Annotated in this window: 26 protein-coding genes; 16 read left to right on the top strand and 10 right to left on the bottom strand. The window is 48.2% G+C overall.

The features are described from left to right. Positions 1-4: 4 nt before the first annotated feature. From crcB to XMA152_RS11475, 4 genes are read right to left on the bottom strand one after another with little or no spacing between them, the layout of a single operon-like run. Positions 5-376: a fluoride efflux transporter CrcB gene (gene crcB, locus XMA152_RS11490; protein ID WP_173481033.1), complete on the bottom strand. Its 372-nt coding sequence runs from the start codon at positions 374-376 to the stop codon at positions 5-7. Continuing rightward, positions 376-1,728 carry a replication-associated recombination protein A gene (locus XMA152_RS11485; RefSeq protein WP_173483681.1) on the bottom strand — a complete coding sequence of 451 codons (1,353 nt, stop codon included), beginning with the start codon at positions 1,726-1,728 and terminating at the stop codon, positions 376-378. The genes crcB and XMA152_RS11485 overlap by 1 nt, the downstream gene beginning before the upstream one ends. Next, entirely contained in the window at positions 1,725-2,360 is a 636-nt protein-coding gene (gene lolA / locus XMA152_RS11480; RefSeq protein WP_173481035.1) for an outer membrane lipoprotein chaperone LolA, read from the bottom strand. Before lolA ends, XMA152_RS11485 begins: the two co-directional genes overlap by 4 nt. A 4-nt stretch (positions 2,361-2,364) precedes the next feature. Continuing rightward, the gene (locus XMA152_RS11475; RefSeq protein ID WP_173481036.1) at positions 2,365-4,878 is read right to left on the bottom strand and encodes a DNA translocase FtsK; all 2,514 of its coding nucleotides are present in this window, start codon (positions 4,876-4,878) and stop codon (positions 2,365-2,367) included. A 143-nt stretch (positions 4,879-5,021) separates the two neighbouring features. Here XMA152_RS11475 and trxB point away from each other — a divergent pair, with 143 nt between their 5' ends. From trxB to infA, 4 genes are all read left to right on the top strand, one after another. Continuing rightward, positions 5,022-5,978, top strand: a complete 957-nt coding sequence (gene trxB, locus XMA152_RS11470; protein WP_173481037.1) for a thioredoxin-disulfide reductase — start codon at positions 5,022-5,024, stop codon at positions 5,976-5,978. Between the two features lie 4 nt (positions 5,979-5,982). After that, positions 5,983-6,696, top strand: coding sequence for a leucyl/phenylalanyl-tRNA--protein transferase (gene aat / locus XMA152_RS11465; protein ID WP_173481038.1), 714 nt, complete (start codon positions 5,983-5,985; stop codon positions 6,694-6,696). Beyond that, entirely contained in the window at positions 6,674-7,399 is a 726-nt protein-coding gene (locus XMA152_RS11460) for an arginyltransferase (protein WP_173481039.1), read from the top strand. Before aat ends, XMA152_RS11460 begins: the two co-directional genes overlap by 23 nt. A 150-nt stretch (positions 7,400-7,549) precedes the next feature. Beyond that, on the top strand, positions 7,550-7,768 hold the full coding sequence (infA, locus tag XMA152_RS11455; RefSeq protein ID WP_169450742.1) for a translation initiation factor IF-1: 219 nt from the start codon (positions 7,550-7,552) through the stop codon (positions 7,766-7,768). Positions 7,769-7,792: 24 nt separating this feature from the next. On the opposite strand, the gene clpA is transcribed toward infA, so the two are convergent. Then, a complete protein-coding gene (gene clpA / locus XMA152_RS11450; protein ID WP_173483680.1) occupies positions 7,793-10,057 on the bottom strand; it encodes an ATP-dependent Clp protease ATP-binding subunit ClpA in 2,265 nt (754 codons plus the stop codon). 11 nt (positions 10,058-10,068) lie between these two features. Next, positions 10,069-10,425 (bottom strand): ATP-dependent Clp protease adapter ClpS, encoded by a 357-nt coding sequence (gene clpS, locus XMA152_RS11445; protein ID WP_217362057.1) that lies wholly within the window; start codon positions 10,423-10,425, stop codon positions 10,069-10,071. A 195-nt stretch (positions 10,426-10,620) separates the two neighbouring features. On the opposite strand from clpS, the gene XMA152_RS11440 reads away from it, so the two are divergent. Both XMA152_RS11440 and XMA152_RS11435 read left to right on the top strand, forming a co-directional pair. After that, complete coding sequence (locus XMA152_RS11440) at positions 10,621-10,830, top strand: cold shock domain-containing protein (protein WP_173481041.1); 210 nt, start codon at positions 10,621-10,623, stop codon at positions 10,828-10,830. Between the two features lie 76 nt (positions 10,831-10,906). After that, complete coding sequence (locus XMA152_RS11435) at positions 10,907-11,536, top strand: pseudouridine synthase (protein ID WP_173481042.1); 630 nt, start codon at positions 10,907-10,909, stop codon at positions 11,534-11,536. Here the strand turns inward: XMA152_RS11435 and XMA152_RS11430 are convergent. Further along, positions 11,496-11,954: a molybdenum cofactor biosynthesis protein MoaE gene (locus XMA152_RS11430; RefSeq protein ID WP_173483679.1), complete on the bottom strand. Its 459-nt coding sequence runs from the start codon at positions 11,952-11,954 to the stop codon at positions 11,496-11,498. The genes XMA152_RS11435 and XMA152_RS11430 overlap by 41 nt on opposite strands. 86 nt (positions 11,955-12,040) lie before the next feature. Between XMA152_RS11430 and XMA152_RS11425 the strand changes: the two genes are divergently transcribed. From XMA152_RS11425 to XMA152_RS11405, 5 genes are all read left to right on the top strand, one after another. Then, on the top strand, positions 12,041-12,511 hold the full coding sequence (locus XMA152_RS11425; protein ID WP_173481044.1) for an NUDIX hydrolase: 471 nt from the start codon (positions 12,041-12,043) through the stop codon (positions 12,509-12,511). A gap of 4 nt (positions 12,512-12,515) precedes the next feature. Beyond that, the gene (gene mnmA / locus XMA152_RS11420) at positions 12,516-13,637 is read left to right on the top strand and encodes a tRNA 2-thiouridine(34) synthase MnmA (protein ID WP_173483678.1); all 1,122 of its coding nucleotides are present in this window, start codon (positions 12,516-12,518) and stop codon (positions 13,635-13,637) included. Next, positions 13,638-14,312 carry a high frequency lysogenization protein HflD gene (gene hflD / locus XMA152_RS11415; protein WP_173481046.1) on the top strand — a complete coding sequence of 225 codons (675 nt, stop codon included), beginning with the start codon at positions 13,638-13,640 and terminating at the stop codon, positions 14,310-14,312. A 296-nt stretch (positions 14,313-14,608) separates the two neighbouring features. Continuing rightward, a complete protein-coding gene (gene purB, locus XMA152_RS11410; protein ID WP_173481047.1) occupies positions 14,609-15,973 on the top strand; it encodes an adenylosuccinate lyase in 1,365 nt (454 codons plus the stop codon). 69 nt (positions 15,974-16,042) lie between these two features. After that, entirely contained in the window at positions 16,043-16,771 is a 729-nt protein-coding gene (locus XMA152_RS11405) for an RNA methyltransferase (protein ID WP_173481048.1), read from the top strand. A gap of 189 nt (positions 16,772-16,960) precedes the next feature. Here the strand turns inward: XMA152_RS11405 and XMA152_RS11400 are convergent, their stop codons facing one another. The 3 genes from XMA152_RS11400 to XMA152_RS11390 are packed head-to-tail and all read right to left on the bottom strand — an operon-like array spanning position 16,961 to position 18,889. Then, on the bottom strand, positions 16,961-17,383 hold the full coding sequence (locus XMA152_RS11400; RefSeq protein ID WP_173481049.1) for a heme-binding protein: 423 nt from the start codon (positions 17,381-17,383) through the stop codon (positions 16,961-16,963). 16 nt (positions 17,384-17,399) lie between these two features. After that, positions 17,400-18,383: a VTT domain-containing protein gene (locus XMA152_RS12855; RefSeq protein ID WP_173481050.1), complete on the bottom strand. Its 984-nt coding sequence runs from the start codon at positions 18,381-18,383 to the stop codon at positions 17,400-17,402. Then, positions 18,380-18,889 (bottom strand): GNAT family N-acetyltransferase, encoded by a 510-nt coding sequence (locus tag XMA152_RS11390; RefSeq protein WP_371731437.1) that lies wholly within the window; start codon positions 18,887-18,889, stop codon positions 18,380-18,382. Before XMA152_RS11390 ends, XMA152_RS12855 begins: the two co-directional genes overlap by 4 nt. A gap of 104 nt (positions 18,890-18,993) precedes the next feature. Here XMA152_RS11390 and XMA152_RS11385 point away from each other — a divergent pair, with 104 nt between their 5' ends. The 5 genes from XMA152_RS11385 to XMA152_RS11365 all read left to right on the top strand — a co-directional run bounded on the left by XMA152_RS11385 (position 18,994) and on the right by XMA152_RS11365 (position 26,695). Next, positions 18,994-19,350: a hypothetical protein gene (locus tag XMA152_RS11385; RefSeq protein ID WP_173481051.1), complete on the top strand. Its 357-nt coding sequence runs from the start codon at positions 18,994-18,996 to the stop codon at positions 19,348-19,350. Positions 19,351-19,375: 25 nt separating this feature from the next. Next, positions 19,376-20,506, top strand: a complete 1,131-nt coding sequence (locus XMA152_RS11380) for a cupin domain-containing protein (RefSeq protein WP_173483677.1) — start codon at positions 19,376-19,378, stop codon at positions 20,504-20,506. Between the two features lie 450 nt (positions 20,507-20,956). Next, complete coding sequence (locus XMA152_RS11375) at positions 20,957-22,561, top strand: isocitrate lyase (protein ID WP_173483676.1); 1,605 nt, start codon at positions 20,957-20,959, stop codon at positions 22,559-22,561. 233 nt (positions 22,562-22,794) lie between these two features. After that, entirely contained in the window at positions 22,795-25,995 is a 3,201-nt protein-coding gene (locus tag XMA152_RS11370; protein ID WP_173483675.1) for an ATP-binding protein, read from the top strand. A gap of 1 nt (position 25,996) precedes the next feature. Continuing rightward, a complete protein-coding gene (locus XMA152_RS11365; protein ID WP_173483674.1) occupies positions 25,997-26,695 on the top strand; it encodes a fumarylacetoacetate hydrolase family protein in 699 nt (232 codons plus the stop codon). The last annotated feature ends 9 nt before the right edge of the window (positions 26,696-26,704 follow it).

Below are 26,704 nucleotides of genomic sequence, written 5' to 3'. Positions count from 1 at the left end.
AAATTTAAAGCAGTCGAGTAAACCAAATGGCAGCAGAAAGTGCTGCGACTGATAATACGACGGACAATAGTACATAAAAGATGGCTGCCGTTACATGACCTTCGTTAATCAAGGTAACAGTTTCCAGCGAAAATGTAGAAAAAGTGGTGAAAGCTCCCAAAAAACCGGTCATTAACAGCGGGCGCATCTCAGGTGGCAACTTAGCTCGCTCCATCACCAAAACAAACAGCACCCCCATTAACAACGAACCAACAACGTTAGCCGTTAGGGTACCTACCGGTAACTTTTGATCAGCACTGTTGAGCCAACCACTCAACCAATAACGAGCCATCGCCCCCAGAGCACCCCCTAAAGCAACACTTAATAGATGGACCATCAACTACTCTCCTTAGGGTAACGCTTAGTCGGACTGGCTTGATCAGCCGCTTGTAAGCGGCGCATCTTCTCACTCAGTTTAATCTCTAAACCACGCTCTTCAGGATGATAGTAGGAGCGATCTGCTATCTCCTGTGGCAGGTAGGATTCACCAGCTGCATAGGCGTTGGGTTCATTGTGAGCGTAGCGATACCCTTCACCAAATCCCTGCTCTTTCATTAATCGGGTCGGCGCGTTACGCAAGTGCTCTGGAACCTCGTAACTTGGATCTTTAGCCACATCAGCCAAGCACTGATTAAACGCCTGATAGACAGCATTACTCTTTGGCGCCAACGCACAGTAAATAGTGGCCTGAGCAATGGCTCGCTCACCCTCGGCAGGGCCGACACGCTCAAAGGCATCCCAAGCACTCAACACCACCTGCATCGCCCTGGGATCGGCATTACCGATATCCTCCGAGGCGATGGCAACTAAGCGGCGCGCAATGTAGAGAGGATCGCAACCCGCATCCAACATACGACAGTACCAGTAGAGCGCACCATCTGAACTGGAGCCCCTCACCGATTTGTGAAAGGCTGAAATCTGGTCATAGAAGAGATCACCGTCCTTATCATAGCGGCGCACCCCTGCAGCGAGCACATCAGATAGCGCGGCGATCGACACGTACTCTTTACCCTCGACGGGTTCAGAGAGGTCCGCAGCGATTTCAAGCAGATTTAACGCGCGACGTGCATCACCATCAGCCGCCTGAGCCAGCGCTGTCAAAGCCCCTTCCTCAAAAATTAGATCACGATCTGCAAGGCCTCTTGGGCTACTGAGGGTCTGTTCTAGTAACGCCTCTAAAGTCTCTGCCGTTAACGCTTTTAACGGATAGACACGGGCGCGCGACAGCAAGGCATTATTCAATTCAAACGAGGGGTTTTCAGTTGTGGCGCCAATAAAGATCAGCGTCCCCTCCTCAACATAGGGGAGGAAAGCATCCTGCTGAGATTTATTGAAACGATGAACCTCATCAACAAAGAGGATCGACTGACGACCACTCTGCTGACGTAACATCTTGGCCCGTTCAACCGCTGCACGGACCTCTTTGACGCCATCCATAACAGCAGAGATAGAGATAAACTCAGCGTCTACATAGTATGCAATCAGTCTGGCTAACGTCGTTTTGCCAACACCTGGCGGCCCCCACAGAATCAGCGAGTGGATTGACCCCTGTTCGAGTTGGCGACGCAACGCCTTGCCCTCAGAAAAGAGGTGCTCTTGCCCTCGATACTCTTCTAAGGACCTTGGGCGCATGCGAGACGCTAACGGCTCATAAGCCGTTACTGGAGCGTCTTCGAATAGATCACTCATCCGTTTTGATCCATCAGGATCACATCAACCGATGTGGGGGGCACAAAACGAAACATCGTCTGATCAAAAGCAGCCGGAAAACTCTGTTCACTCAACATAATGAGGGAACGCTGACCTAGCCCATCTTGTATCAACAGTTCGGCAAGTAGATCACCACTAAAGAGTAGGCGCAGGGATTGGAACTCCGCACTCCCTTCCTCTTTTGGCGTTAACTCGAAGAGACTGTTTCCGGCGCCAGCCTCAATCTGCTGAACATTAAAATAGCGATTCAACTGTTCAACATCACCACCCAATACGCGAGCCGGGGTCATCACTTCCCCCTCGCCCAATGGGCGTTGAGTCGCCTGTTCTAAATCCGGATCATAGACCCACAACCATTGGCCATCACTGATGATGGTTTGTGGAAAGGGACTCTCTGTCTCCCAACGAAAACGATCAACCCCTTCGATCCACAAGCGGCCAGAGGCATTTTCAGACTTTAAATTATCATCACCTAAGGTGTACTGCTGAAAGGCAGCAGAGAGCCTAGCGTGAGACTGAAGCAGTGCTGATAGCTGATCAGCCGTTTCGGCCCAGGCCATCATCGGCAGCGACAATAGCAGGAACAGTGCGGTTTTAGTGAATCTCAACATCTCGTTAATCCCTTGGGCCAGCCGGTGCCATAACCTCTCGTTGACCGTTCGATCCTGGTGGCGAGACAACACCGGCCGCCTCCATCGTTTCGATCATTCTAGCTGCACGGTTGTAACCAATTTTTAGCTTGCGCTGCACGGATGAGATAGACGCTTTACGAGTTTCTAAGACAAACGCGACCGCCTCGTCATAGAGTGGGTCGGCTTCATCGTCAAACAGGCCACCGCCACCGCCAGCTGCAGCACCACCCTCTGCTTCACCGTTTAGGATGGCATCGATAAATTCAGGTTCACCCAGCGCCTTCCACGCTTCAACCACACGGTGTACCTCATCATCACTTACAAACGCACCGTGAACACGATTTGGCACACTGGTACCGGCAGGCAGGTAGAGCATATCCCCGTTACCCAATAGGTTCTCAGCGCCCGACTGATCGAGAATGGTTCTAGAGTCAATTTTAGAAGAGACCTGAAAACCGATGCGGGTCGGGACGTTGGCTTTAATCAAGCCGGTAATCACATCAACCGATGGACGCTGCGTCGCAAGAATCAAGTGAATACCAGCAGCACGGGCTTTTTGTGCAATACGCGCAATCAACTCTTCCACTTTTTTACCGACAATCATCATCATGTCGGCGAACTCATCAATCACCACCACAATGTAAGGGAGTGGCTGCAGTTCCGGCGCAGGGTCTGTCGGTGAAAGCCCCTGCTCCATAGGATTCCATAGAGGATCCCTCAAAGGCTGACCGGCAGCGGCCGCTTCACGAACCTTATCATTGAACCCGGCTATGTTTCGCACACCCACTTTCGCCATTAGACGGTAACGATCTTCCATCTCTGCCACACACCAACGTAGACCACCGGCCGCCTCTTTCATATCGGTAATCACCGGTGTTAACAGATGTGGAATGCCATCATAGATAGAGAGTTCAAGCATCTTAGGATCGACCAGCATTAAACGCAGCTCTTCGGGTGTCGCCTTATAGAGCAGACTCAGAAGCATAGCGTTTACGCCGACCGACTTACCGGAACCGGTTGTACCTGCTACGAGCAAGTGAGGCATTTTGGCAAGGTTGGCTACAACAGGATTGCCGGCGATGTCATTACCCAGCGCCAGCGTCAATTTAGAGGCTGCACCCAGATAGGGTTTAGAGTTAAGCACCTCAGAGAGACGCACCATCTGACGAGAGTGATTAGGTATCTCAATACCCATCACCGACTTACCGGGAATCACTTCAACGACACGCACGGCACTGACGGCCATTGAACGTGCCAAATCTTTGGCCAGATTTGAAATTTTGCTGGCTTTAACACCAGGAGCTGGTTGAATCTCAAAGCGAGTGATCACTGGCCCGGGATTGACCTCAACCACTTCAGCGACGACACCAAAGTCATTCAACTTCTGCTCAAGAAGACGAGAGAGATGCTCCACCTCCTCTTCCGTATAGCCCTGATCGGTCTGTATCTCTGGTGGATCGAGCAGATCAAGACTCGGAATTTTCACCTTAGGCTTCACAGCGGCTTTGGGTTTCACCGGCTCAGCATCATCATCGCTATCTAAGGGTTTATGAGTCTCAGAGAGGGGCACGATTTTCGGTGTTCGCTTCTCAGCATCCTCGCGGTTAGCATCGTCAAAAACCGATTTCGACGCAGGCTTAACCTCCGCACCGTCTGACTTAGCCTCAGAACCCACAGTCAGATCATCCATGGTCTTGATCTCAAGCGGTTTAGAACGCGAAGAGTCAAACGAAGGCTCTCCGAAATCGACCACCGGAAGTGACTCCATGCTACCCGGCTCAACTTCAAAATCAGGCTCTACCCGTTGCATCGCTGCTCTTTTTGCAACACGAACTTCCATAGGGCGCTCAGAGACTGTCGCTTTTTGAGTCTCCTCTTCGCTCTTCGCAAAAAGACTCTGCCAGAGCGTCTCTAACCCACCACCGATAGAATCCAATACCTGACGCCAGCTTGAGTCAACATAGAGTGTTAGGCCGATTAACAGAGCAATCCACAATACGACGGTGGCACCGGCTACATTCAACCAACGAACCGCAAAATCACCCAGCGCTTGACCGGAAATCCCACCAGCGGAGAAAGGCAACCCAAGATCCGCATTGCTAATGTGAATTGAGGCTAGACAAGAGGCCGAAAGAACAAATAACAGCGCACCTAGGGTTCGCATTACCACAAAGGGCAACATATCTAGGGTGCCAATGTAGCGACGACGCAACCAACGGTAGGCAGGGACAACCAAAATAAAGGGAATAACAAACGCAACTACCCCAAACCAAGAGACCGAGTAGTCTGCAATCCATGCACCGAACCAGCCGGCCCAGTTGCTAATTTCTGATTGATACCCTTGATGTGACCAACCCGAATCACGCGTGTCGTAACTGATCAAACTCAGCATAAACAGCAGGTTTAAACCGATCAGTAACACCAGCAAGGTTTCGCGAACCACACGGTTCAACTGGGTGGTTAGCGTCAATGTTGACAGCGATTGATTACTACTCAAAAAAATACCCTTAATTCAATCAACTTTATGCTGTGGGAAAATACCATAAAGTGGTAGGTTAGGTCTTGTGATTGAAAAAAAGGGATTCACCCCCATAAACCCTTTAGACCCATTTTTATGACATCTTATTTGGAAACATTTCTATGAGTGACGTTAAACACCACAGTCTTATCATTCTTGGTTCTGGCCCTGCCGGATACACTGCTGCTGTCTACGCAGCTCGCGCCAACCTAAATCCGGTTGTTATCACGGGTATGCAAGCGGGCGGTCAGCTAACCACAACCACCGATGTCGACAACTGGCCAGGTGATGCTGAGGGTGTTCAAGGTCCTGAATTGATGCAGCGCATGCAAGCGCACGCCGAACGCTTCAACACCGAAATCATCTACGACCACATCAATAAAGCTGAATTGACGGAGCGTCCATTCCGTCTAACCGGTGATACTGGCGTCTACACTTGTGATGCTCTGATCATTGCAACCGGCGCCTCCGCTCAATACCTCGGTTTGGACTCTGAAGAGGCGTTTAAAGGCAAAGGGGTAAGCGCCTGTGCAACCTGTGACGGTTTCTTCTACCGCAATCAAAAGGTAGTGGTTGTGGGTGGTGGTAACACGGCCGTGGAAGAGGCACTCTATCTCTCGAACATTGCGAAAGAGGTGGTCCTTGTTCACCGTCGCGATACCTTGCGCTCTGAAAAGATCCTGCAAGATAAGATTTTTGAACGTGCCGAGAATGGCAACATCACTCTGATGTGGAACAATCAACTCGATGAAGTGCTGGGCGACGATATGGGTGTAACCGGAATTCGCGTGAAAAGTACCGAAACTGGTGAGACTCAAGAGATTGACGCTCAAGGTGTCTTCATTGCAATCGGCCACAAACCCAACACTGAACTCTTTGACGGCCAGCTAGATATGCAACATGGCTACCTTAAAATCAAAACAGGTCTTGAAGGTAACGCCACTCAAACCAGTATTGAAGGGGTATTCGCAGCCGGTGACGTCGCTGACCACTCATACCGTCAAGCGATCACCTCAGCTGGTTTTGGCTGTATGGCAGCCCTAGATGCAGAACGCTACCTTGACGATCTAGCTAAGTAATCTAATGATCCCCTGGCTCACTCCGGGAGAGCCCTATTTCCCAGACACCCGCCTCGCACTCGATGACCCAAACGGGTTGTTGGCTGCCGGCGGGGAGCTGAATGCAGCCTGGTTAGCTGCTGCCTACCCACAGGGGATATTCCCTTGGTTTAGCGAAGACGACCCGATTCTATGGTGGTCACCCTCCCCCCGCTGCGTGCTCTACCCAACACAATTCCATGAATCAAAATCGCTTAAAAAACGCCTCAGAAAAGAGCAATTCGCTGTCAGAATCGACTCTCAGTTCGAAGAGATTATTAGGCAGTGTGCTGCGCCCAGAGGTGAAGATGGCACCTGGATAAGCGAGCAGATTATTTCCGCCTACACCGAGCTACATCATCAAGGGATCGCCCACTCTGTAGAGGTCTACCAAGATGATCAACTTGTCGGTGGTTTATACGGCATTGCGATCGGGCGACTCTTTTTTGGCGAGTCGATGTTTTCGCGTGTACCAGACGCGTCTAAAGTGGCCACTAAAATTCTTTGTGCAGAATTAGAAAAAGCGAACTATGCTGTAATTGATTGCCAGATCTACAATCCACATCTGGCCTCACTGGGTGCAGTTGAGATCGAACGGACCGAGTTTGAGCAGCTGTTAACACATTGCAAAAGGACGCCTAGCCATAATCCTTGGGCAAAGCGAAATTGGTATCCCGATGTCGAATCTGCAAACGCTTAAGTTTTTTGTCACGCCTGATCATGACTGCAGCTATATAGAGCGAGCGACAGCCAAAACTCTGTTCGTTGACCCACAAGCCCCCCTGGATAAACCGACCTACTCGCAACTGACTCAATATGGCTTCCGACGCAGTGGCACCCACGTTTACCGCCCCCATTGCGATGGCTGTGCTGCCTGTATCTCAGCGCGCATTCCGGTCGATCGTTTTAAACGCTCAAAATCTCAACGTCGCATTTGGAATAAAAACCAAGACATCTTAGTTGAGACGATCGAACCTCGTTTCGATGAAGAGATTTACGATCTCTACGCCCGTTACATCAACGCACGCCATGATGACGGTGATATGTACCCTCCCTCACAAGATCAGTTCATCAGCTTTTTAGTGGAGAGCAACCAAAGCACGCAGTTTCACCTGTACCGTGATAGTGAGGGTGAACTGCTCGCAGTCGCTGTGACTGATCAGCTCGTTGATGGTCTATCAGCGGTCTACAGCTTTTTTAGTCCTGATCATGATCAACGCAGTCTTGGCGTGTTTGCTGTTCTCTGGCAGGTGGATTACCTGAAACAGATTAACCTTCCCTACAACTACTTAGGTTACTGGGTGAAAAACTGTAAAAAGATGGCCTACAAAACACAGTATCAACCCATTGAGATCTTGCTGGATGATGTTTGGGTTGATGCCACGGACGATATGATCAAGTGATTGTCTAGCCGACCAGAGTCTACGACCTAAACTATTTCACTTTTTTAGCAATTTAGTGCAGAATACGCGACCTTCAGGTCAAGTAACGCACAAAAGCGATCAATTCCACGCTAAGCGATACTTGGTAAAGAATTCCAAAGGTAGGTATTAATGGCTAAAGAAGACGCTTTTGAAATGGAAGGAACGGTAATCGATACCCTTCCCAACACGATGTTCCGTGTAGAACTAGAGAATGGTCACGTAGTAATCGCGCACATCTCTGGCAAAATGCGTAAAAACTACATCCGTATCCTTACGGGTGACAAGGTTAAAGTTGAATTGACTCCTTACGATTTGAACAAGGGTCGTATCACTTACCGCGCTCGTTAATCGAGACCTACAAAAAAATGGCCACTATACAGTGGCCATTTTTGTTTCTGTGCTGGTTTCAAGATCGAGTTCACCTTCAGGGTTCACTACAATCTCAACGGATCCGCCCTCTTTCGACAGTTCACCAAACAGGATCTTCTCGGCCAACGGCTTTTTGATCTTCTCTTGAATTAGGCGACGCATTGGACGCGCACCCATCTTCTCATCATAGCCATGCTCGGCCAGCCAATCGCAGGCTTCATCACTGGCATGAATACTGACCTTTTTATCGTCTAGCTGAACCTGTAGCTCCATAAGGAACTTATCAACCACACCACGCACGATCTCTCTCGTCAGCGCTTTGAACTGAACGATAGAGTCCAAACGGTTACGGAATTCAGGTGTAAAGAGTCGTTTAATCGCCTCCATACCGTCACTGCTGTGGTCTTGTTTAGCAAAACCAAAGCTGGCACGTCCCATATCCTCAGCACCGGCATTGGTGGTCATGATCAGAATCACGTTACGGAAATCAGCTTTACGACCGTTGTTGTCGGTCAAGGTACCGTTGTCCATCACCTGCAACAGTAGGTTAAAGACTTCGGGGTGAGCTTTCTCTATCTCATCAAGCAGCACAACAGCGTGCGGTGATTTAGTCACCGCCTCGGTCAACAGACCCCCCTGGTCAAAACCAACGTACCCTGGTGGCGCACCGATCAATCGGGAGACAGTATGACGCTCCATGTATTCCGACATATCAAAACGAATCAGCTCAATACCTAAAATACGAGCCAGTTGCGATGTCACCTCGGTTTTACCCACACCTGTTGGCCCGGCAAATAAGAAGCTACCGACCGGCTTGTTGGGCTCTTTAAGTCCAGCACGTGATAGCTTGATTGCCGCCGACAGGTTATCGATCGCTTCATCCTGACCCAAAACAACCATTTTCAAATTGGTATCAAGCTTAGCCAGTTGTTGCTTGTCAGAAGCTGAAACCGACTTAGGCGGGATTCGAGCGATCTTAGCGACAATCGTCTCGATTTCGGGCACATCAATCGCTTCAACTCGATCCTCTTCAGGAATGAGTCGCTGATAAGCACCCGCCTCATCGATGACATCGATCGCCTTGTCTGGAAGATGCTTCTCATTGATGTAACGATCCGCCATTTCAGCCGCCGACTTCAGGGCAGCATCGGTGTAACGTATCTCGTGATGCTCTTCAAAGCGTGATCGAAGACCTTTCAAAATTTGGTAGGTATCTTCGACACTAGGCTCTAACACGTCCACTTTTTGGAAACGGCGTGCCAAGGCGCGATCTTTCTCAAAAATGCCGCGGAACTCTTGGAAAGTCGTTGATCCAATACAGCGCAACTGACCTGAGCTTAATAGAGGCTTGAGCAGATTACTGGCATCCATAGAGCCACCCGAAGTGGCGCCGGCGCCAATAATGGTGTGAATCTCATCAATGAACAGAATCGCTTCGCGCTGATCTTTGATCTCGTTTAGCAGTGACTTAAGGCGTTTTTCAAAGTCGCCACGATACTTCGTCCCAGCAACCAGCGCACCCAAATCTAAGGAGTAGACAACTGAATTGGCAATCACATCAGGCACTTGCTCTTCAATGATTAGCTTCGCCAAACCCTCTGCAATGGCTGTCTTACCGACACCGGCCTCACCCACTAACAGCGGATTATTCTTGCGACGACGTGACAGAATCTGAACAACACGCTCAACCTCTGAGTCACGCCCCACCAGCGGGTCGATCTGACCAACCGCTGCCTGTTTGTTTAAATTGATCGCATACTTAGAGAGCGCACTCTCCTGTTTCTGCTCATCTTTCGCATCCGCTGCAGCAGACTGCTGCTCATTGTCTGACTCACTGTCCGAAACGCCATGCGATAAAAAGTTCACGACGTCCAACCGCTCTATCCCTTGCATCTTAAGGAAGTAAACAGCTTGGCTCTCTTGCTCACTGAAAATAGCAACCAGAACATTGGCGCCGGTGACCTCGGTCTTGCCCGACGACTGGACATGAAATACCGCGCGCTGAAGGACACGCTGAAAACCAAGTGTTGGCTGGGTTTCGGACGCTTCGACATTATCGGGAAGCTGAGGCGTTGTCTCTTTAAGGAAGTTGTGCAGCTGATTGACCAGTGCATCAAAGTCAGCCCCGCAGGCAGCCAGTACTTCAAACGCATGACGATTATCGATCAAGGCCAATAACAGATGTTCAACGGTCAAAAACTCGTGACGAGACGTACTGGCTGATTGAAAAGCCTGACTTAGGGTATCTTCTAACTCTCGATTCAACATAGCGAATCTCCTTATGCCTGCTCTACTTCACAGAGTAGCGGATGTTTATTGTCACGTGAATACTGATTAACTTGTGCCGCTTTTGTCTCAGCAACATCTTTAGTATAGACGCCACAGACGCCTTTGCCTTGGGTATGAACGGCCAACATCACTTGAGTGGCTTTCTCTTCGCTCATGTTAAAGAAGCCCATTAACACTTGAACCACAAACTCCATCGGCGTGTAGTCATCGTTCATGAGCAGCACTCGATAGAGCGAGGGTTGCTTCAATTCAGGTTTCGCCTCAGCCGTGGCCAATCCCGGTGGATGCTGTTGATCGTCGTCTTGATCGGACATTTCAGGCTGTGCATGACGCTTTGTAATACTCATTTTCACCAAATTAATCTAAATATAAAAAATTACCGCTTTAGAGTTTATGCATTTTTCGAAAAGCGCTTCATTACCCAGCGCCCGCTAAATACTCTTTAAGTGTAACAAACAGTCAGTGTGTTGAACCCATTACGGATCGTTCATTTAACCAGTTTACGCACTCATGTTACAGATCAGATTGCATAGGAGGATGTCATGCATAGAGGTCAGGTGAAGTGGTTCAACAACGTCAAAGGTTTTGGATTTATTCTGTGTGATCAGTTTGATCAGGAGCTTTTCGTACACTTCAGTGCTATTCAGAAAGAGGGCTATAAAACCCTTAAAGCGGGTCAAGAGGTCGTCTTTGACGCTAAACCCGTCGAGAGCGGCTACCACGCTATCAATATTCAGTTCGACGTAGCCTAAAAGGGCTCATTCTGGGACTTGGGGCTGGCAGACTTATCGCGTACACTGCGCGATAAGTTTTGAGTACTCCTACCCTATGTCTACCCTCTATCTACTGAACAAACCCTTTAATGTCCTACCCACCTTTACCGATGATCAGGGTAGAGACACGCTTGCACAGTTCATTGATATCCCCAAAATCTACGCCGCAGGCCGTTTAGATTACGATTCCGAAGGACTACTGGTCTTAACCAGTGACGGCGAACTGCAGCACCGGCTCGCACATCCTAAGTTCAAACTCCCCAAAACCTACTGGGTTCAAGTAGAGGGCAGTATCACTGAACAGGCTTTGGATCAGCTAAGACAAGGGGTAGAGTTAAAAGATGGCTTAACCCGCCCCGCCAAAGCAAACATCATCCAGATCGATGAACCCTGGCCAAGAACACCACCGATTCGTGAGCGCAAAAACATACCAACCAGCTGGATTGAGCTGGTCATCAGTGAAGGGAAAAACCGCCAAGTCAGACGAATGACGGCGGCCGTCGGATTTCCAACCTTACGTTTGATTCGCTATGCCGTGGGTGAGTGGACAATCGATGATTTAGCACCAGGCGAGTGGCGAAAGTTGGACGTTAACCTAGCACCACTGCCTAAAAAGAGAACTCAACCTGCGAATAACAGGCGGACTAGCGGTCGCCCCAGCTCTTCGCGGCCTCGACGTCGCTAGCTTTCTGCTCGACCCAAACCGATCCTTTATCACTCACCTCACGCTTCCAAAACGGCGCGTCACGTTTTAGATAATCCATAATAAAGCTGGCCGCTTCAAATGCAGCATTGCGATGCGCCGAACTCACAGCCACTTGCACAACCTCTTCGGACAGCCCCATAGGACCGACTCGGTGCACAATATAGATACGTTTTAGCGGCCAACGTTCTCGTGCTTGAGTCGCTATATTGGCTAAGGCCTTTTCAGTCATGCCTGGGTAGTGCTCTAGCTCCATGAACTCTAAATCGGCATCCGGCAATTCACGCACCATGCCTGTGAATGAGACCAGTGCCCCCACCCCTTCTGGTGACTCTTTCAACCAAGTCAAACCATCTGAACTGTCAATCGGTTGCGTAACGACTTCAATGCGATCTTGCATTCTGACCTCAAAATTAAGAAACACCGCCTAGAAACGGCTTAAAATCTGATATGATAATCAGCTATTTTATTGCAGATAGTTAAACGATGCACGACTCCAAACCAAACCGCTGGTTTCCACATGCGACCGTCGCAACAATTGTTGAGAAAGAGAATCGCTTTTTACTGGTAGAAGAGATCATCAACGGCGATCAAAAGGTGCTTAACCAGCCAGCTGGCCATGTTGAAAATGGAGAAACTCTGTTTCAAGCAGCACTGCGTGAAACCGAAGAGGAGACCGCATGGAGCGTTGAACTGGATGCCCTACTGGGACTCTATGTCTACCGCGTGCCTGAATTAGATCTCACCTTCCATAGGGTGACTTTTATCGCGAATGCGCTGTCGCATAACCCTGAACAGGCATTGGATGAGGGGATTCTCCAAGCGGTCTGGATGACGCGCGATGAGGTAGCAGAGAACAAGCACCGTTTACGCAGCCACCTGGTACTGGACTGCATCGATGACTATTTGGCAGGCAAACGCTACCCACTTAATTTAATACACGATCAATTAGACTGACTTCATGAGCACAAAATCGATCACCGAGACAAAAGTTATTGTCGGCATGTCTGGCGGCGTGGACTCCTCTGTCTCTGCATACCTTTTAAAAGAACAGGGCTACCAAGTTGAAGGTCTGTTCATGAAAAACTGGGAAGAGGACGACGGTACTGAGTACTGTACCGCTCTTGAGGATCTAGCCGATGCACAAGCGGTGTGCGACAAACTTGAGATCAAGCTTCATACGGCTAACTTTGCTGCAGAGTATTGGGACAACGTCTTCGAACACTTTTTAGAAGAGTACAAAGCGGGTCGCACCCCCAATCCAGATATCCTCTGCAACCGTGAAATCAAATTCAAAGCCTTTCTTGAGTATGCACAACTACTGGGTGCCGACATGATCGCAACTGGTCACTACACACGTCGTCGCCTGCAGGGTGGAAAGGGCGAGCTGTTAAAAGGTCTAGATCCCAACAAGGATCAGAGCTACTTCTTACACCAAGTGGGCCACCAAGAGCTGGCCATGACGCTATTCCCTGTTGGTGAGTTGGAGAAACCTAAGGTTCGTGAGATTGCTGAAAAGCTTGATCTAATTACTGCCAAGAAGAAGGACAGCACGGGTATCTGCTTCATCGGTGAACGTCGCTTTACCGATTTCTTAAAACAGTACATCCCCGCTCAACCAGGCAATATCGTCACACCCACTGGGGATGTCATCGGAAAACACCAGGGCTTAATGTACTACACCCTTGGCCAGCGTCAGGGCCTCGGCATTGGTGGCCTGGCCAACTACTCCGAAGAGCCGTGGTTCGTGGCGGGTAAAGATTTGAACGCTAATGAACTGATCGCAGTGCAAGGCATCGATAATGAGCTGCTCTACAGTGATTGGCTCTATGCGTCCGAGATTTTTTGGATCAACGGTGAAGAGCCTCAGCTACCGATGAGTTGCACCGCAAAAGTCCGTTACCGACAAGCGGATCAAGCCTGCCGCATCGAAAAGCATGAAAAGGGCTACAAAGTCTATTTCGACCAACCTCAACGAGCAGTTACACCGGGACAATCACTAGTTCTCTATCAAGGCGATCTCTGCTTAGGCGGCGGTGTCATTGAACAGAGTTCACGAGATCTGACTTGGGGGGATAGATAGATGTCGAGGGCAAAACAGGAGCAGGCGATCGCAATGGCTGCCATCTTTCAAGCAGCCCACCTCGTCGATCAGATTGCGCGCCAAGGGAGCTGTTCAAGCAGCAGTTTCGAAGTCTCTATCGCGTCACTGTTCGAGATGAACCCAGCTACGACTGAGGATATCTTCGGCGGCCGGCAGCAACTTAAAATCAATCTTAATGACGGCTTTAATTCAATACAGCAAATTATTGATAAAAAAGAGAATGCTTACTCACCAATGGTGATGCGCTACGCACTAAGCCTGATCACATTGGAGCGCAAACTGGCCAAGAACAGCGACTACCTGAATACCATTTCAGAGCGTCTGGATGAGCTTGCAAAAAAAGCGGACTACTTCTGGCTGAACAATCACCGTGATGACGAACCGACCGATGCCAGTCGATTTACTCACAGTTCAGTACTAGCTGGTATTGACGCTCTCTATCAAGAGACGATCAGCAACTTTAATTTCAGAATTCAGGTACAGGGTGACCCACGCAATCTGCAGAACAATGAAAATGCAGCCCGCATACGCGCCCTTCTACTGGCAGGCATTCGAGCGGCTATTCTTTGGAGACAGGTTGGCGGCCAACGCTGGCATCTGATCTTCTTTAGATCGCGCGTCGGTGACGCTCTTCAAGAGCTGAAGCGTCTTTAAATAGAGACCTCTGCCAGATCCTTTCGCGGTTTCAGCTTTGCTGAATTCGCTCCTACAATTGTGCTTCGTAGAAATATAGTACGGAACTCGGATGTGGGAGCGAATTAGCGCGAAGTTGCGGTGACTGGCTTTTAGCCTGTCATCCACTGACGGGCTTCCAATGGAGGCGCTGGAAATTGCTGATAGAGCGGATGACAGGCTAAAGCCTGTCACCCTAACCTTAGACACTCCCCAACCTCTGCTTTTTTCTATATAATCTCGACCCTTAAATTCACGCTATTCAAGAGACCCCATTCATGGAACTCACTGCTCTAACAGCCGTATCGCCCGTTGATGGCCGCTACGGAAGCAAAACCTCTGCCCTTCGTACTATTTTTAGCGAATTCGGATTGATCCGCTTCCGTGTTGAAGTTGAGATCCGTTGGTTGCAGCAATTAGCTTCACATCCGCAGATCACTGAAGTCCCTGCATTAAGCAGCGAAGCCAATGCACTGTTAGATACACTGGTTGCAGAATTCTCTTTAGAACAGGCTGAGCGCATCAAAGAGATCGAGCGCACCACCAACCACGATGTAAAAGCGGTTGAGTATTTCATTAAAGAGCAGATCTCTGGCAATGCAGAGCTAAACGCGATCAGCGAATTTGTTCACTTTGCTTGCACCAGTGAAGATATTAACAACCTGTCTCACGCACTGATGCTGAAAAACGGCGTCGCCGTAATGCGCACAGAGATGGAAGCGATTGAACAGGCCATTGCAAAGATCGGACAAGATTTTGCCACTCAGCCAATGCTATCGCGCACCCACGGCCAGACAGCTTCACCATCGACCTTAGGTAAAGAGATGGCTAACGTAGCTTACCGTCTGCGTCGTCAAATCAAGCAGCTAGACAGCATCGAGTACCTTGGCAAGATTAACGGTGCCGTTGGTAACTACAATGCCCACCTAAGCGCATACCCAGAGATCGACTGGGAAGAGAATGCCAAGAGCTTTATTGAAGGTCTAGGATTGAACTTCAACCCCTACACGACGCAGATTGAACCTCACGACTACATTGCTGAGTTGTTCGACCTAGTCTGTCGTTACAACACCATCCTGATCGACTTTGATCGTGACGTTTGGGGCTACATCGCCTGGGGTTACTTCAAGCAGAAAACGATTGCTGGCGAAGTGGGTTCATCAACCATGCCACATAAAGTTAACCCAATTGATTTTGAAAACTCAGAGGGCAACTTGGGCATCGCGAACGCAGTAATGGGCCACCTGACCATGAAACTGCCAATCTCTCGCTGGCAGCGCGATCTAACAGACTCAACCGTACTGCGTAACCTAGGTGTCGGGTTTGGCCACAGTCTGATTGCCTATGCATCGACACTGAAAGGCATTAGCAAACTTGAAGTGAACGCGGCACGCCTAGATGAAGATCTAGACAACAGCTGGGAAGTGCTAGCTGAGCCTATCCAGACAGTGATGCGCCGTTATGCGATTGAAGAGCCGTATGAGAAGCTAAAAGCACTGACTCGCGGTAAAGGGATGACTAAAGAGGTGATGCTCGATTTCATCGAAACACTTGAGATCCCAGAGTCCGCTAAAGCAGAGCTTCGCACACTGACACCGGGTACTTACGTCGGTAATGCAGCAGAACAAGCGTCTCGCATCTAATCGATGAAGCGCTGAATAAAACGCTCCTTATGGGGCGTTTTTATTGTTTAACACAACAGATCACCCATCATGCTGAACAACATTCGAATCGTTTTAGTCGAGACCTTCCACCCTGGAAACATTGGAGCGGCGGCTCGCGCACTGAAGAACATGGGACTGGGCCAACTCTGGCTAGTCAACCCTCGTGAGTTTCCAAGTGAAGAGGCCACTTCGCGTGCCGCTGGCGCTAAAGATTTATTGGAGAGTGCGAAGGTGGTTGCAACCCTCGAAGAGGCGATTGCAGACTGTCAGCTGGTGGTCGGCACCAGTGCTCGTGAAAGAACCTTCGACCTCCCCTTGCAAGACTTAGAGAGCGCTGCACAACAGATTCATACTGAATCACACTCCGGCGAAATCGCGATCATCTTTGGGCGCGAGACTATGGGTTTAAACAATAAAGAGATGCTGATGTGTAATCGACACCTGTTTATTGATGCCAACCCGGACTACCCGGTTTTGAATGTTTCACAGGCGATTCAACTGGTCTGCTATGAGTTACGCCGTGCCAGTCGCCTAGCACCTGAAAAAGTTGAAGAGGCACCCTACCCGCGCCAACATGAGATGGTTCTATTCTTTGAACACCTAGAGCGCGTGCTACGTCGCGTCAGCTTTATCATCCCTCAACACGAAGGACGCGTATTGGATAAACTGAAACGCTACTTCAATCGCACCCGTCCAGAGAAAACCGAGATGGGTATGTTACGAGGCATTCTCAACGCCGTCGAAGAGACCCTGGATCGCGAAAACAAGGGAAGCTAACGCGCGAAACCGGACATCGCCTCATCTTCGATAAGGCTCCAACAACAATCCATCGAACGCATTCTCGATCGCAAATGGCCGAACCCCCGTAGGAGCGATCTCGCAGAGGTCGCGAAACCGGACATCGCCTCATCTTCGATAAGGCTCCAACAACAATCTATTGAACTCGTCTTCCCTTTCACACACGCATTAAGGCTTTTCCAAAAACGCCTCTAAACCCGCAGCGGCAACCGCATGATCCTCTGGCGCTTTAGCACCTGCTACCCCTAGCCCCCCGATGGTTTCATCGCCCAGCTTAACGGGTAGACCACCAGCGATCAGAGAGACTTTAGGATTTTGCGCTAGCCCCTGCATCACCAATGGACGCTCACCCACAATCTCCTGCCACTTAGCGGTTGGCCAGCCATAGCTCGCAGCGGTGTAAGCTTTACGCTCCGCAAACTCCAAAGAGGCATCCGGCGCCTTAGGGTTTCTGAGTACCACTAAAGGCAGACCTGAGCGATCGACGACAACCACATTCATGGCGAACCCTTGAGTATCCGCTTCAGCTTGAACGGTTTTAGCCAATTCAAGTGCCGCTTCCATTGTTAAAGAACGAACCGATTCAAACATAACTTCCCTGGTTACCTCATACCACTCTATGACTTTGCTTGTGGTACTGATCAAAGAGCACAATGATCAGTAACAGCCCCAACAAACTTAAACTCAGGTATCCCAAGAAGCTACCTGCCATTGCAAGATTATCCCCAACGAAATACCCAAAACCAAAATAGATTAACAACCAACCAAGCCGACCTATTAGACAGTTTAGCCAGTATTTTGTTCGACCTAATGAAGAGGCACCTGCCATCAGGCTGACAACCGCACTGATGTGCGCTACCAAAGATCTCGACAGTATTAGTGTCAAAGAGCCCCAACGGTGAAAAAGATGCTCTACCCTGTGACGACTCTTCTTATTGAAACCAAATTTTGCGCCGTGCTTATCGAACCAAGCGGTATCCATTCGTCGACCCAACTCAAACAACAGAACATCACCTAAAAACGCTGCAACCACTATCCCAACAGCCGCAAAAAAAGCATCGAACAGACCTGAGAAGGCCATTAGCCCCACTATTCCGGTCATTGGACCCGCTGGTACAGGCAAACCTAAAGCACCAAGTAATACAACCGCTAGCACGATAGGAAGACCATAAAGAGCCAACCCCTCATACAAGAGCTCATTGAGCGACGCTGACCAAGAGCCATCATCACTCTGCTGCAAATCACCTGACTGGGGAACTAAAGACTGAACCTTAGCAATCAGAGTCAGTTCACTCATACCTCGACTCTCCGCAATCGATTTTAACGTTGAGCTCTTCTCTGGCAACGGCGCACCTAGCACCCCTACCAATCCCTCTAATGAAACCTGATAATGGTCAATTAAATCACTCAGTGTATCTTTAGCACGGATATCTGCAGCGGTCTCAGAACCCAACAACCTCGCATTGTTAAGCACCGTATAGGTTTTATAACTCTTATTCACATTGAACAGAGTAAATGCCGTCAATATTATGAAAACAACCAAAAAGCTCTTTTTAGAGAGCTTGGGGAGGATGATAAGAGGGATTTTCACGACAGTTTTTTCTGCCAAAAGAGGGCTTCACCCCCTAGTTCACCAAGATCGTAGCCTTTATAGCCCAACCGTTTGTAAGCAGACTGAGCAACGCCATTCTCCTCTAATACTTCCAAGGTAATTTTGCAGCAGTTCAACTCCTTAGCCACCGCTTCGATAGCAGCAAAGAGTGCATCGACAACACCCTTACCTCTCGCTTGGGGTGCCACATAAACGTCGTGAATATTGATCAATGGAGCGGCATTAAAGGTGCTAAAGCCCATAAAGGCATTAAGCAGCCCCACTGGCTGATCATTCACATAGGCAATAAAGCTATTTGCACCGTCTACCTCAGCTAATTTAGCAGGAAGAGCCTGCTTCACTTCATCACTAAGCGGAGTGTCACCCCCCAAGGGATCCAATGCATAGGCATTTAATAGAGTGACAAGATCTTTACCCTGTTGCGGGTCTAGGTAATCGACTCGTGTAATCTGTAATTCATTCATCACTGAATAATAGTAGCTCACCCAGGATCGGTCTATCTAATTCATCTATTGGTGACTGGCCTTCAGCCTGTCATCCGCAGTTAGGTTGTTGGAGCGATCTCGAAGAGGTCGCGATTAATTTTCGTATGCATCTAGCTAGTAGCGACGGTGACTGGCCTTCAGCCTGTCATCCGCAGTTAGGTTGTTGGAGCGATCTCGAAGAGGTCGCGATTAATTTTCGTATGCATCTAGCTAGTAGCGACGGTGACTGGCCTTCAGCCTGTCATCCGCAGTTAGGTTGTTGGAGCGATCTCGAAGAGGTCGCGATTAATTTTCGTATGCATCTAGCTAGTAGCGACGGTGACTGGCCTTCAGCCTGTCATCCGCAGTTAGAATTTAATACCTATCTGGAAAACACCGATAAAGCAGATGACAGGCTAAAGCCAGTCACTGGAATTCTTAACAAAGTAGATATCACCCACCGGCCCTTTAATTTAAAATGAAGCGATCATTTTTAAAGGATTGGCTATGTACACAATTAACTGGGGTGATTTAACGGTTGAGACGTTTCTGCGTGGCTATTGGCAACAGAAACCAGTGTTAATTCGCAATGCATTTCCCGACCTTGAACCCGTTGTCAGCTCTGATGAATTGGCAGGCTTATCCCTCGAAGAGGAAGTCGAATCGAGACTGATTCAATTCAAACCGGACAGCTCAGAATACCAGTTGGAATGTGGTCCTCTAAATGAGGAGACCTTCGCACATCTTCCAGAATCGCACTGGACGCTTCTAGTGCAAGCCGTAGACCACTACTCCCCCGAAGCAAAAGCATTGCTAGATGCCTTCAACTTTGTCCCTAACTGGCGCATCGATGATCTGATGATCAGCTATGCAACGCCGGGTGGTGGTGTTGGACCACACTATGACAACTACGATGTCTTTTTAATTCAGGCTAAAGGGACACGTCGCTGGGAGTTGGGTGCTATCGAATCCAGCCAATCACCCCGTTTACCGGATGCGCCGGTTATGATTCTGAGTGAATTCCAATGCCTAGAGAGCTTTGATCTGGAGCCGGGCGATATGCTCTACCTCCCTCCACAAGTCGCTCATAACGGCATAGCAACCAGTGAAGATTGCGTCACCTACTCTGCAGGATTCAGAGCACCATCCGATGCCGAGATACTGCGAACCGTATCAGACAGCATCGGTGAAGCCCTGACTAGCGAACACCGGTTTAGTGATCCTAAACGAACTCTTTGCCAATCGCCGGGGGAGATCGATCAAGCGTCCATCACTCAAATCGAACAGCGCCTAAAAGCACTTTTATCCAATCGGGAACAGCTTGAAAGCGCTTTAGGGTCCTTGTTTTCAGAACCTAAGTATCCTGATCAAACTGAACAGCTTGACCCAGAGGATTACGATGATTGGATACTGGGCGCCACCGAGGACGGTATCGAGCTTCTTCCAAACAACCGCCTGCTCTATTCTGATGGTGAACAGTTCAAACTCTTCTGTAACGGCGTTCAGCTAGAGGTCGATGACGCAGAGATAGAACTTGCTAAACAGCTAGCCAATCAAGGTTACCTATCAGCTAATCAGTACAAGATTGGCGAGTCATCGCTCATCAAACAGCTCTTTACTCAGGGAGCCATTCAGTAGGTAATCGTGCCTTCACATTAAACCAGCGGTTCGCCAAAGGACAGCTTATGTCGCTTTTATACTATTTTCCACCTACAACTTCTTGCCATGCACCAAAGGTCTTATAGAAGAAATTGGTATATAAAAAGAGTATTTAATCGCTGTAAAAACAGACAATTTACGACCATTTACTATTAAACTTAAGTCGCTAAACCATAGTCTATATTAAAGTAAGTTATTGTTTTATATAAATTAAAACAAATATCACCACATTGACTGCTTGTAGTTTAACTACAAGAAATACGACCACCCCCTAACTGACACCCTCCATTCTATGCTGCTATGCACAAAAGCACTTTGACAGCAGGTGCAGCAATCTTCATGATGTCGCCATCGGTCAGGTTTGATTTTTTGAACCGCCAGAGGTTTAACACATTCGGGTGCACAGGTACCCATTATTGAGGATGAGATATGTCTACATACAAACAAGAGATTGAAGCTCAACAAGCGACTTGTAACCAGTACGGCGGCACTTGGTCAGCAATTAATGCTGAATCTGCTGCTCGCATGAAACTTCAGAACCGTTTCCATTCGGGTCTAGATATCGCTAAATACACTGCAGCGATCATGCGTAAAGATATGGCTGATTACGATGCTGATACATCTAAATACACTCAGTCTCTAGGTTGCTGGCACGGTTTCATCGGTCAACAGAAACTAATCTCTATCAAGAAGCACTTCGGTTCTACTGACAAGCGCTACCTATACCTATCTGGTTGGATGGTTGCGGCTCTACGTTCAGAGTTCGGTCCACTTCCTGACCAATCAATGCACGAGAAAACTTCTGTGCCAATGCTTATCGAAGAGCTTTACACCTTCCTTAAGCAAGCGGATGCGTGGGAACTTAACCACCTTTACCGTGAGCTAGACGCTGCACGTGACGCTGGCAACAACACTAAAGAGCAAGAGATCATCGCTAAGATCGATAGCTTCGAAACTCACATCGTTCCAATCATTGCTGATATCGATGCTGGTTTCGGTAACGCGGAAGCGACTTACCTTCTAGCTAAGAAAATGATCGAAGCCGGTGCATGTTGTATCCAGCTAGAGAACCAGGTTTCTGATGAGAAACAGTGTGGTCACCAGGACGGTAAAGTTACTGTACCTCACTCTGACTTCCTAGCTAAGATCAACGCTGTTCGTTACGCATTCCTTGAGCTTGGCGTAGATGACGGTGTAATCGTTGCACGTACTGACTCTCTAGGTGCTGGCCTAACTAAGCAGATCGCTGTGACTAACGAGCCAGGCGATCTAGGTGACCTTTACAACAGCTTCCTAGATGGCGACGTAATCAACGGTCCTGAAGACATCAACAACGGTGATGTAGTAGTTAAAGCGAACGGCCAACTAATGAAGCCTAAGCGTCTACAGTCTGGCCTATTCCAGTTCAAAGCGGGTTCAGGTGAAGATCGTGTTGTTCTTGACTGTATCACGTCTCTACAGAACGGTGCTGACCTTCTATGGATCGAAACTGAAAAACCACACGTTCAGCAGATCGCTGGCATGGTTAACCGCATCCGCGAAGTGATTCCAAATGCGAAACTTGTTTACAACAACTCACCTTCGTTCAACTGGACTCTAAACTTCCGTCAGCAAGTGTTTGATGCTTGGACTGCAGAAGGTAAAGATGTTTCAGCCTACGATCGCGCTAAACTAATGAGCGCTGACTACGATGAGACTGATCTAGGTAAAGAAGCTGATGCTAAGATTCAGAGCTTCCAGGCTGATGCATCACGTGAAGCGGGTATCTTCCACCACCTAATCACGCTACCGACTTACCACACGGCTGCGCTATCAACTGATAACCTAGCGAAAGGTTACTTCGGTGACGAAGGCATGCTTGCATACGCAGGCGGCGTTCAGCGTAAAGAGATCCGTCAGGGTATCGCGACTGTTAAGCACCAGGACATGGCTGGTTCTAACATCGGTGACGACCACAAAGAGTACTTCGCAGGTGATGCGGCTCTTAAAGCGGGCGGTAAAGACAATACAATGAACCAGTTTGCTAACGTTTAATCGTTAGACACTGCTCACAAAAAACGCGCCTTCGGGCGCGTTTTTTTTGCTTATAAAAACCTGTGTATATAAGAATAAATTGGTATGAATTTAGAGGGCATCTCTTCTTAAACTCCAACTATAATGAATTTATAACAATCAGAAAAAGACGAAGAGATACAGACTTAGATGGCACAGAATTTGCTTAGTATACTGTTCTTTTTAACGCTTAATTACTCATAAGTATGCAGTCTATGAATTCATATCTAAGCAACCTGTTACGCCACCCAATCTACTCATTGGCTGCCGCGCTATTCGTCGGATTGGCCAGTGCTGGGTTAACCACTACACTTTTCTTCGACGCTGTTCATCGCATTACTTGGTTCGATATTGGACTGTTTTTACCCATGGTGCTTGTCGCTGCCTCGGCAAAAGCGTCTAAAAGCCTAATCCTGCGTAATCGCCAAATTGGGCTCTACCTTTTGGGGTATCTCCCACTCCTTTGGCATCTGACAGCTGAATCACTAGAGCAAACACTTATCAAAGGGGTCATAGTTGCCATTGTGGTTACCGTCGTTGTGCACACTAGCACACCCATTTTTGATGACTGGAAGAGAGAGATCCTAAGCAAGCGTTTACTGGGTGTGCTTTCGGTTATCATCGGATCGCTTTTCATAGCTTATCTTGATGGCAAACTGAGTTACATTGGCTTTTCTGAACAGTTCTTACCGGCCTTTATCGCGATCTTAAGTGCGCGAATCTTCATCACTTGGCTAAACATCGATAAAACAGAGAGAGAGTCTTTTCAGATCTCTCATCTCATTCCGGTTGCACTCTTCATTGGACAATTACTCTTTGTAAACCTAGCACCCGACGCGTTTTTGAGGCCGGGCATTGTCATATCCCTTGCCCTACTCGCTGCTGCCATCACTCTACCCTACAGGCTATTCTCTCTCTTTTTGCCCATTGCCTTGATAATGAACGCAGTAGAGTTCTCTATCAGCCCCTATACCCAGACAATCGTAACCGATCGAGTTCTGCTTACATTAGCCATGATTGCCTTCGTCGCTAGCTTTATTGCACTTAAAATTAGGCAGCTAAATTTTGCTAAACTGCAACTTATCCAAAACCGCTCTGAATTAGAACAAGCCGTTAACCGCTTTGAGAAAGTATCCGCTGTTTCAGAGATCGCTCTTTTCGAGCAGATGGATGCGCAAGGTTCTTTATGGAGTAACCAACAACTAAACAATTTGTTGGGCATTGATCAACAGACCCATCTTTCATTGCAGGCTCTTTTAGACAAGATATCAATTAACGACCAACCGGCACGACTTGAAGATCTAACACCTCTAGATGATCAACCCTTCAGATCAATGGTCAGCATTAATGACAATGCAATGGCTGCCAAAAAAGTATTACTTACTGCGAATGTCGATCAACAAGGTTTTCTATTTGGTTCACTGGTTGATCAAACCGATACGATTGAACGTGGACTGATAGCTATAAAGGCTAAGCGTCAAGCAGATCAATTTGAGAAGATCAGTACAGCATTAATGCACACATTGGAACAGGCGGCTGAAAAGTCAGGTTTCGATCTGGCCACAGTGCACCAAGAATCAGAGACTATCCACTTCGCTTTCAAGGGGCATAGCGTTAATTTTCCCGCTACCGATGTTGCAGTTCATCAATTAGTAGAGAGAGTAAAAGCATCGCACAAAGAGGCAATCAACTATCTCTTACAGGGCAAAATTGACAGCTGCGAAATTCCATTAAACCTTTCGAAAACTGAGACCATTTGGTGGAAGATCGACCGTATTGGTGTTGACCCTGAGAATAATGACAACCTGTTTATTCAAGATATAAGCACCGATAAACGATACCAAGATAGAGTTTTGCAGTCTCGAACTGATGCAGAACTGGCCATTCGAAAACTCAACATAACGACTGATACATCGGGCATTGGTCTCTTTGAGATAGACCCTATCAATGAAAAAGTGCGTCCATCTGCAACCTTGCGAGAGATACTAGATTTACCGGTTAGTGAATTTATCTCTATTAAGGGATTTTTAGGCCTCTTCGACGAAGAAAATGATAGTGAATTTAAATTGACACTTTTGAGTTTGCTTGCCTTCAAAGGACCTAAACATTTTAACGTCACAATCGATAGTCAAAATGGTAAACGCTATTTTGATATTACAATGACCAGTCAGGGGCTATTGTCAGTTGACCGGCAAATCCTAGGTAGCATGATCGAAACAACGGATCGACAGCGACTCATAGAGGAGTCAAAAGATCTCTTGCACCAGGCAAACCTGTCGTTTGTTCAACTTCAGGAGCGCTTTGACAGTGAAAAACGGCTATTTGGCATTATTGCACATGAGATTAGAACACCCGTCTCAGCCATAAAAATGATGCTTGAAGATGATAACGACCACAGCCTAGAGATCAATCAGAGTGTAAACCATCTATTGAATCTAATAGATGATCTTCGAAATGTTGTTAAACCTGAACAGCAAACTGCAAGACAGAGAAAAACCGGTCAAATTACACAAACTTTGCTAGAAGTGTGTAACTCAATGCAAATCGCAGCCAAAGAGGCTCAAATTGATTTAGTTGTGTCAGAGTTTGACTGGGAAGACCCTGAAACCTATTTTGATACGACCTCTCTTAAGCAGATGCTGATCAACTTTTTGCGCAACGCTTTTATTCATAGCGGGGCTAGCCAGGTCTCTGTTGAACTCTACAGACCGACGATCGACACCAACATCGTCAACTACACCCTTAAAATAAGTGATAACGGACAGGGGATTCCGAAGGAGTTTCAAGCCAATATATTTAATGCCTACTATCGCGGCGACTCAAAAGCGGATGGCAGTGGTATTGGCTTGTATCTCTGTATGCAAATTGCCCGTGAATTGGGCGGCACTGTCCAATACGAAGATACCCCTGGTGGTGGCGCCACCTTCTTGATCAATCTATCCGTGGATCTTATCTCAACGGACTCTAGCACTAGCGAGCTTGATTCACAGAAAACTTCAGAGCCAAAAGAATCAACTCAATCGACTAAGGCTTTGGACCTTACCAATAAGCGCGTCCTGGTCGCTGAAGACAATCTAATGATTCGTACGCTTACCAAAAAAATGATTGAGGGACTTGGAGCCGAGGTGGTTGCCCAGGAAGATGGTCAGTTAGCTCTTGAGGCGGCTAAAGAGAGCGACTTTGATCTAGTAGTGACGGATATTTTCATGCCAAACCTCGATGGATATGGCTTAGCATCAGCGCTTCGTGAGATCGGTTTTACCGGACCTATTGTCGGCGTGTCGGCCGCTACAATCGGTGAAGAGCGTGATCGGTTAATCGAAGCCGGCGCTTCTGCGGCACTGGCAAAACCTATCTCTGTAGAAAAATTGACGGAAGCATTACAATCCATAGATCAACAAAATCAGAGTCTATGATATGTCGGACAGTTATCTATTTACGCCTCGCCCAGTCACCGCCTTAACGATTCGCGGTGACGAACGTCAATTTCCAGTAAATCGCATCTTTTGTGTTGGCCGAAGCTATCAAGCACACGCGGCCGAGATGGGCGATAAGATTGATAAAACCACTCAAGAGCCCTTCTACTTCATTAAAGACCTTAACGCCATTCAGGCGTCAGGAACCGATCTACCCTACCCTCCAGGAACTGAAGACCTGCACTATGAGATGGAGTGGGTCGTTGCGATCGATCAGTCGGGCTTTGAGGTCGATGAAGAGAGAGCGGAAGCGATGATCTATGGTTACGCCTGTGGGTTAGACATGACACGCCGTGACCTGCAGCAGAAAGGTAAAGATAAACGTCGTCCTTGGGATCTAGGTAAAAACTTCGAAGGCGGTGCCATCATTACCGACCTGGTACCAAAATCGGTCACAGGAGTGCTTAAACGTGGCAGGATCGAACTGCGTGTGAATGGTGAAACCAAGCAGTCAGCTGACATCTCTGATCTGATCTGGTCACCCGCAGAGTTGGTCATGCACCTCTCTAAATATTACCACTTACAGCCGGGTGATCTTATCTACACCGGTACCCCTGAAGGAGTGGGCCCCGTTGTCAAAGGTGACCGTATCGAAGGCAGTGTTGAAGCTGTGGGCTCAATTTCCCTTAACATCGTATAACGAATTATT

This window comes from Marinobacterium sp. xm-a-152 (assembly GCF_013282965.1).
Lineage (GTDB): Bacteria > Pseudomonadota > Gammaproteobacteria > Pseudomonadales > Balneatricaceae > Marinobacterium_E.
The sequence above is the reverse complement of the archived record's forward strand: the minus strand, read 5'-3'. Positions and strand labels throughout refer to the sequence as shown.

Coding starts and splice junctions, on each gene's coding strand:
- infA (WP_169450742.1), top strand. CDS start 7,550: ATGGCTAAAGAAGACGCTTTTGAAATGGAAGGAACGGTAATCGATACC.
- XMA152_RS11370 (WP_173483675.1), top strand. CDS start 22,795: ATGAATTCATATCTAAGCAACCTGTTACGCCACCCAATCTACTCATTG.
- XMA152_RS11485 (WP_173483681.1), bottom strand. CDS start 1,728: ATGAGTGATCTATTCGAAGACGCTCCAGTAACGGCTTATGAGCCGTTA.
- XMA152_RS11380 (WP_173483677.1), top strand. CDS start 19,376: ATGTACACAATTAACTGGGGTGATTTAACGGTTGAGACGTTTCTGCGT.
- XMA152_RS11425 (WP_173481044.1), top strand. CDS start 12,041: ATGCACGACTCCAAACCAAACCGCTGGTTTCCACATGCGACCGTCGCA.
- XMA152_RS11435 (WP_173481042.1), top strand. CDS start 10,907: ATGTCTACCCTCTATCTACTGAACAAACCCTTTAATGTCCTACCCACC.
- purB (WP_173481047.1), top strand. CDS start 14,609: ATGGAACTCACTGCTCTAACAGCCGTATCGCCCGTTGATGGCCGCTAC.
- XMA152_RS11440 (WP_173481041.1), top strand. CDS start 10,621: ATGCATAGAGGTCAGGTGAAGTGGTTCAACAACGTCAAAGGTTTTGGA.
- XMA152_RS11375 (WP_173483676.1), top strand. CDS start 20,957: ATGTCTACATACAAACAAGAGATTGAAGCTCAACAAGCGACTTGTAAC.
- lolA (WP_173481035.1), bottom strand. CDS start 2,360: ATGTTGAGATTCACTAAAACCGCACTGTTCCTGCTATTGTCGCTGCCG.
- crcB (WP_173481033.1), bottom strand. CDS start 376: ATGGTCCATCTATTAAGTGTTGCTTTAGGGGGTGCTCTGGGGGCGATG.
- XMA152_RS11460 (WP_173481039.1), top strand. CDS start 6,674: ATGTCGAATCTGCAAACGCTTAAGTTTTTTGTCACGCCTGATCATGAC.
- clpS (WP_217362057.1), bottom strand. CDS start 10,425: ATGAGTATTACAAAGCGTCATGCACAGCCTGAAATGTCCGATCAAGAC.
- trxB (WP_173481037.1), top strand. CDS start 5,022: ATGAGTGACGTTAAACACCACAGTCTTATCATTCTTGGTTCTGGCCCT.
- XMA152_RS11430 (WP_173483679.1), bottom strand. CDS start 11,954: ATGCAAGATCGCATTGAAGTCGTTACGCAACCGATTGACAGTTCAGAT.
- aat (WP_173481038.1), top strand. CDS start 5,983: ATGATCCCCTGGCTCACTCCGGGAGAGCCCTATTTCCCAGACACCCGC.
- mnmA (WP_173483678.1), top strand. CDS start 12,516: ATGAGCACAAAATCGATCACCGAGACAAAAGTTATTGTCGGCATGTCT.
- clpA (WP_173483680.1), bottom strand. CDS start 10,057: ATGTTGAATCGAGAGTTAGAAGATACCCTAAGTCAGGCTTTTCAATCA.
- XMA152_RS11400 (WP_173481049.1), bottom strand. CDS start 17,383: ATGTTTGAATCGGTTCGTTCTTTAACAATGGAAGCGGCACTTGAATTG.
- hflD (WP_173481046.1), top strand. CDS start 13,638: ATGTCGAGGGCAAAACAGGAGCAGGCGATCGCAATGGCTGCCATCTTT.
- XMA152_RS11365 (WP_173483674.1), top strand. CDS start 25,997: ATGTCGGACAGTTATCTATTTACGCCTCGCCCAGTCACCGCCTTAACG.
- XMA152_RS11385 (WP_173481051.1), top strand. CDS start 18,994: ATGCATCTAGCTAGTAGCGACGGTGACTGGCCTTCAGCCTGTCATCCG.
- XMA152_RS11405 (WP_173481048.1), top strand. CDS start 16,043: ATGCTGAACAACATTCGAATCGTTTTAGTCGAGACCTTCCACCCTGGA.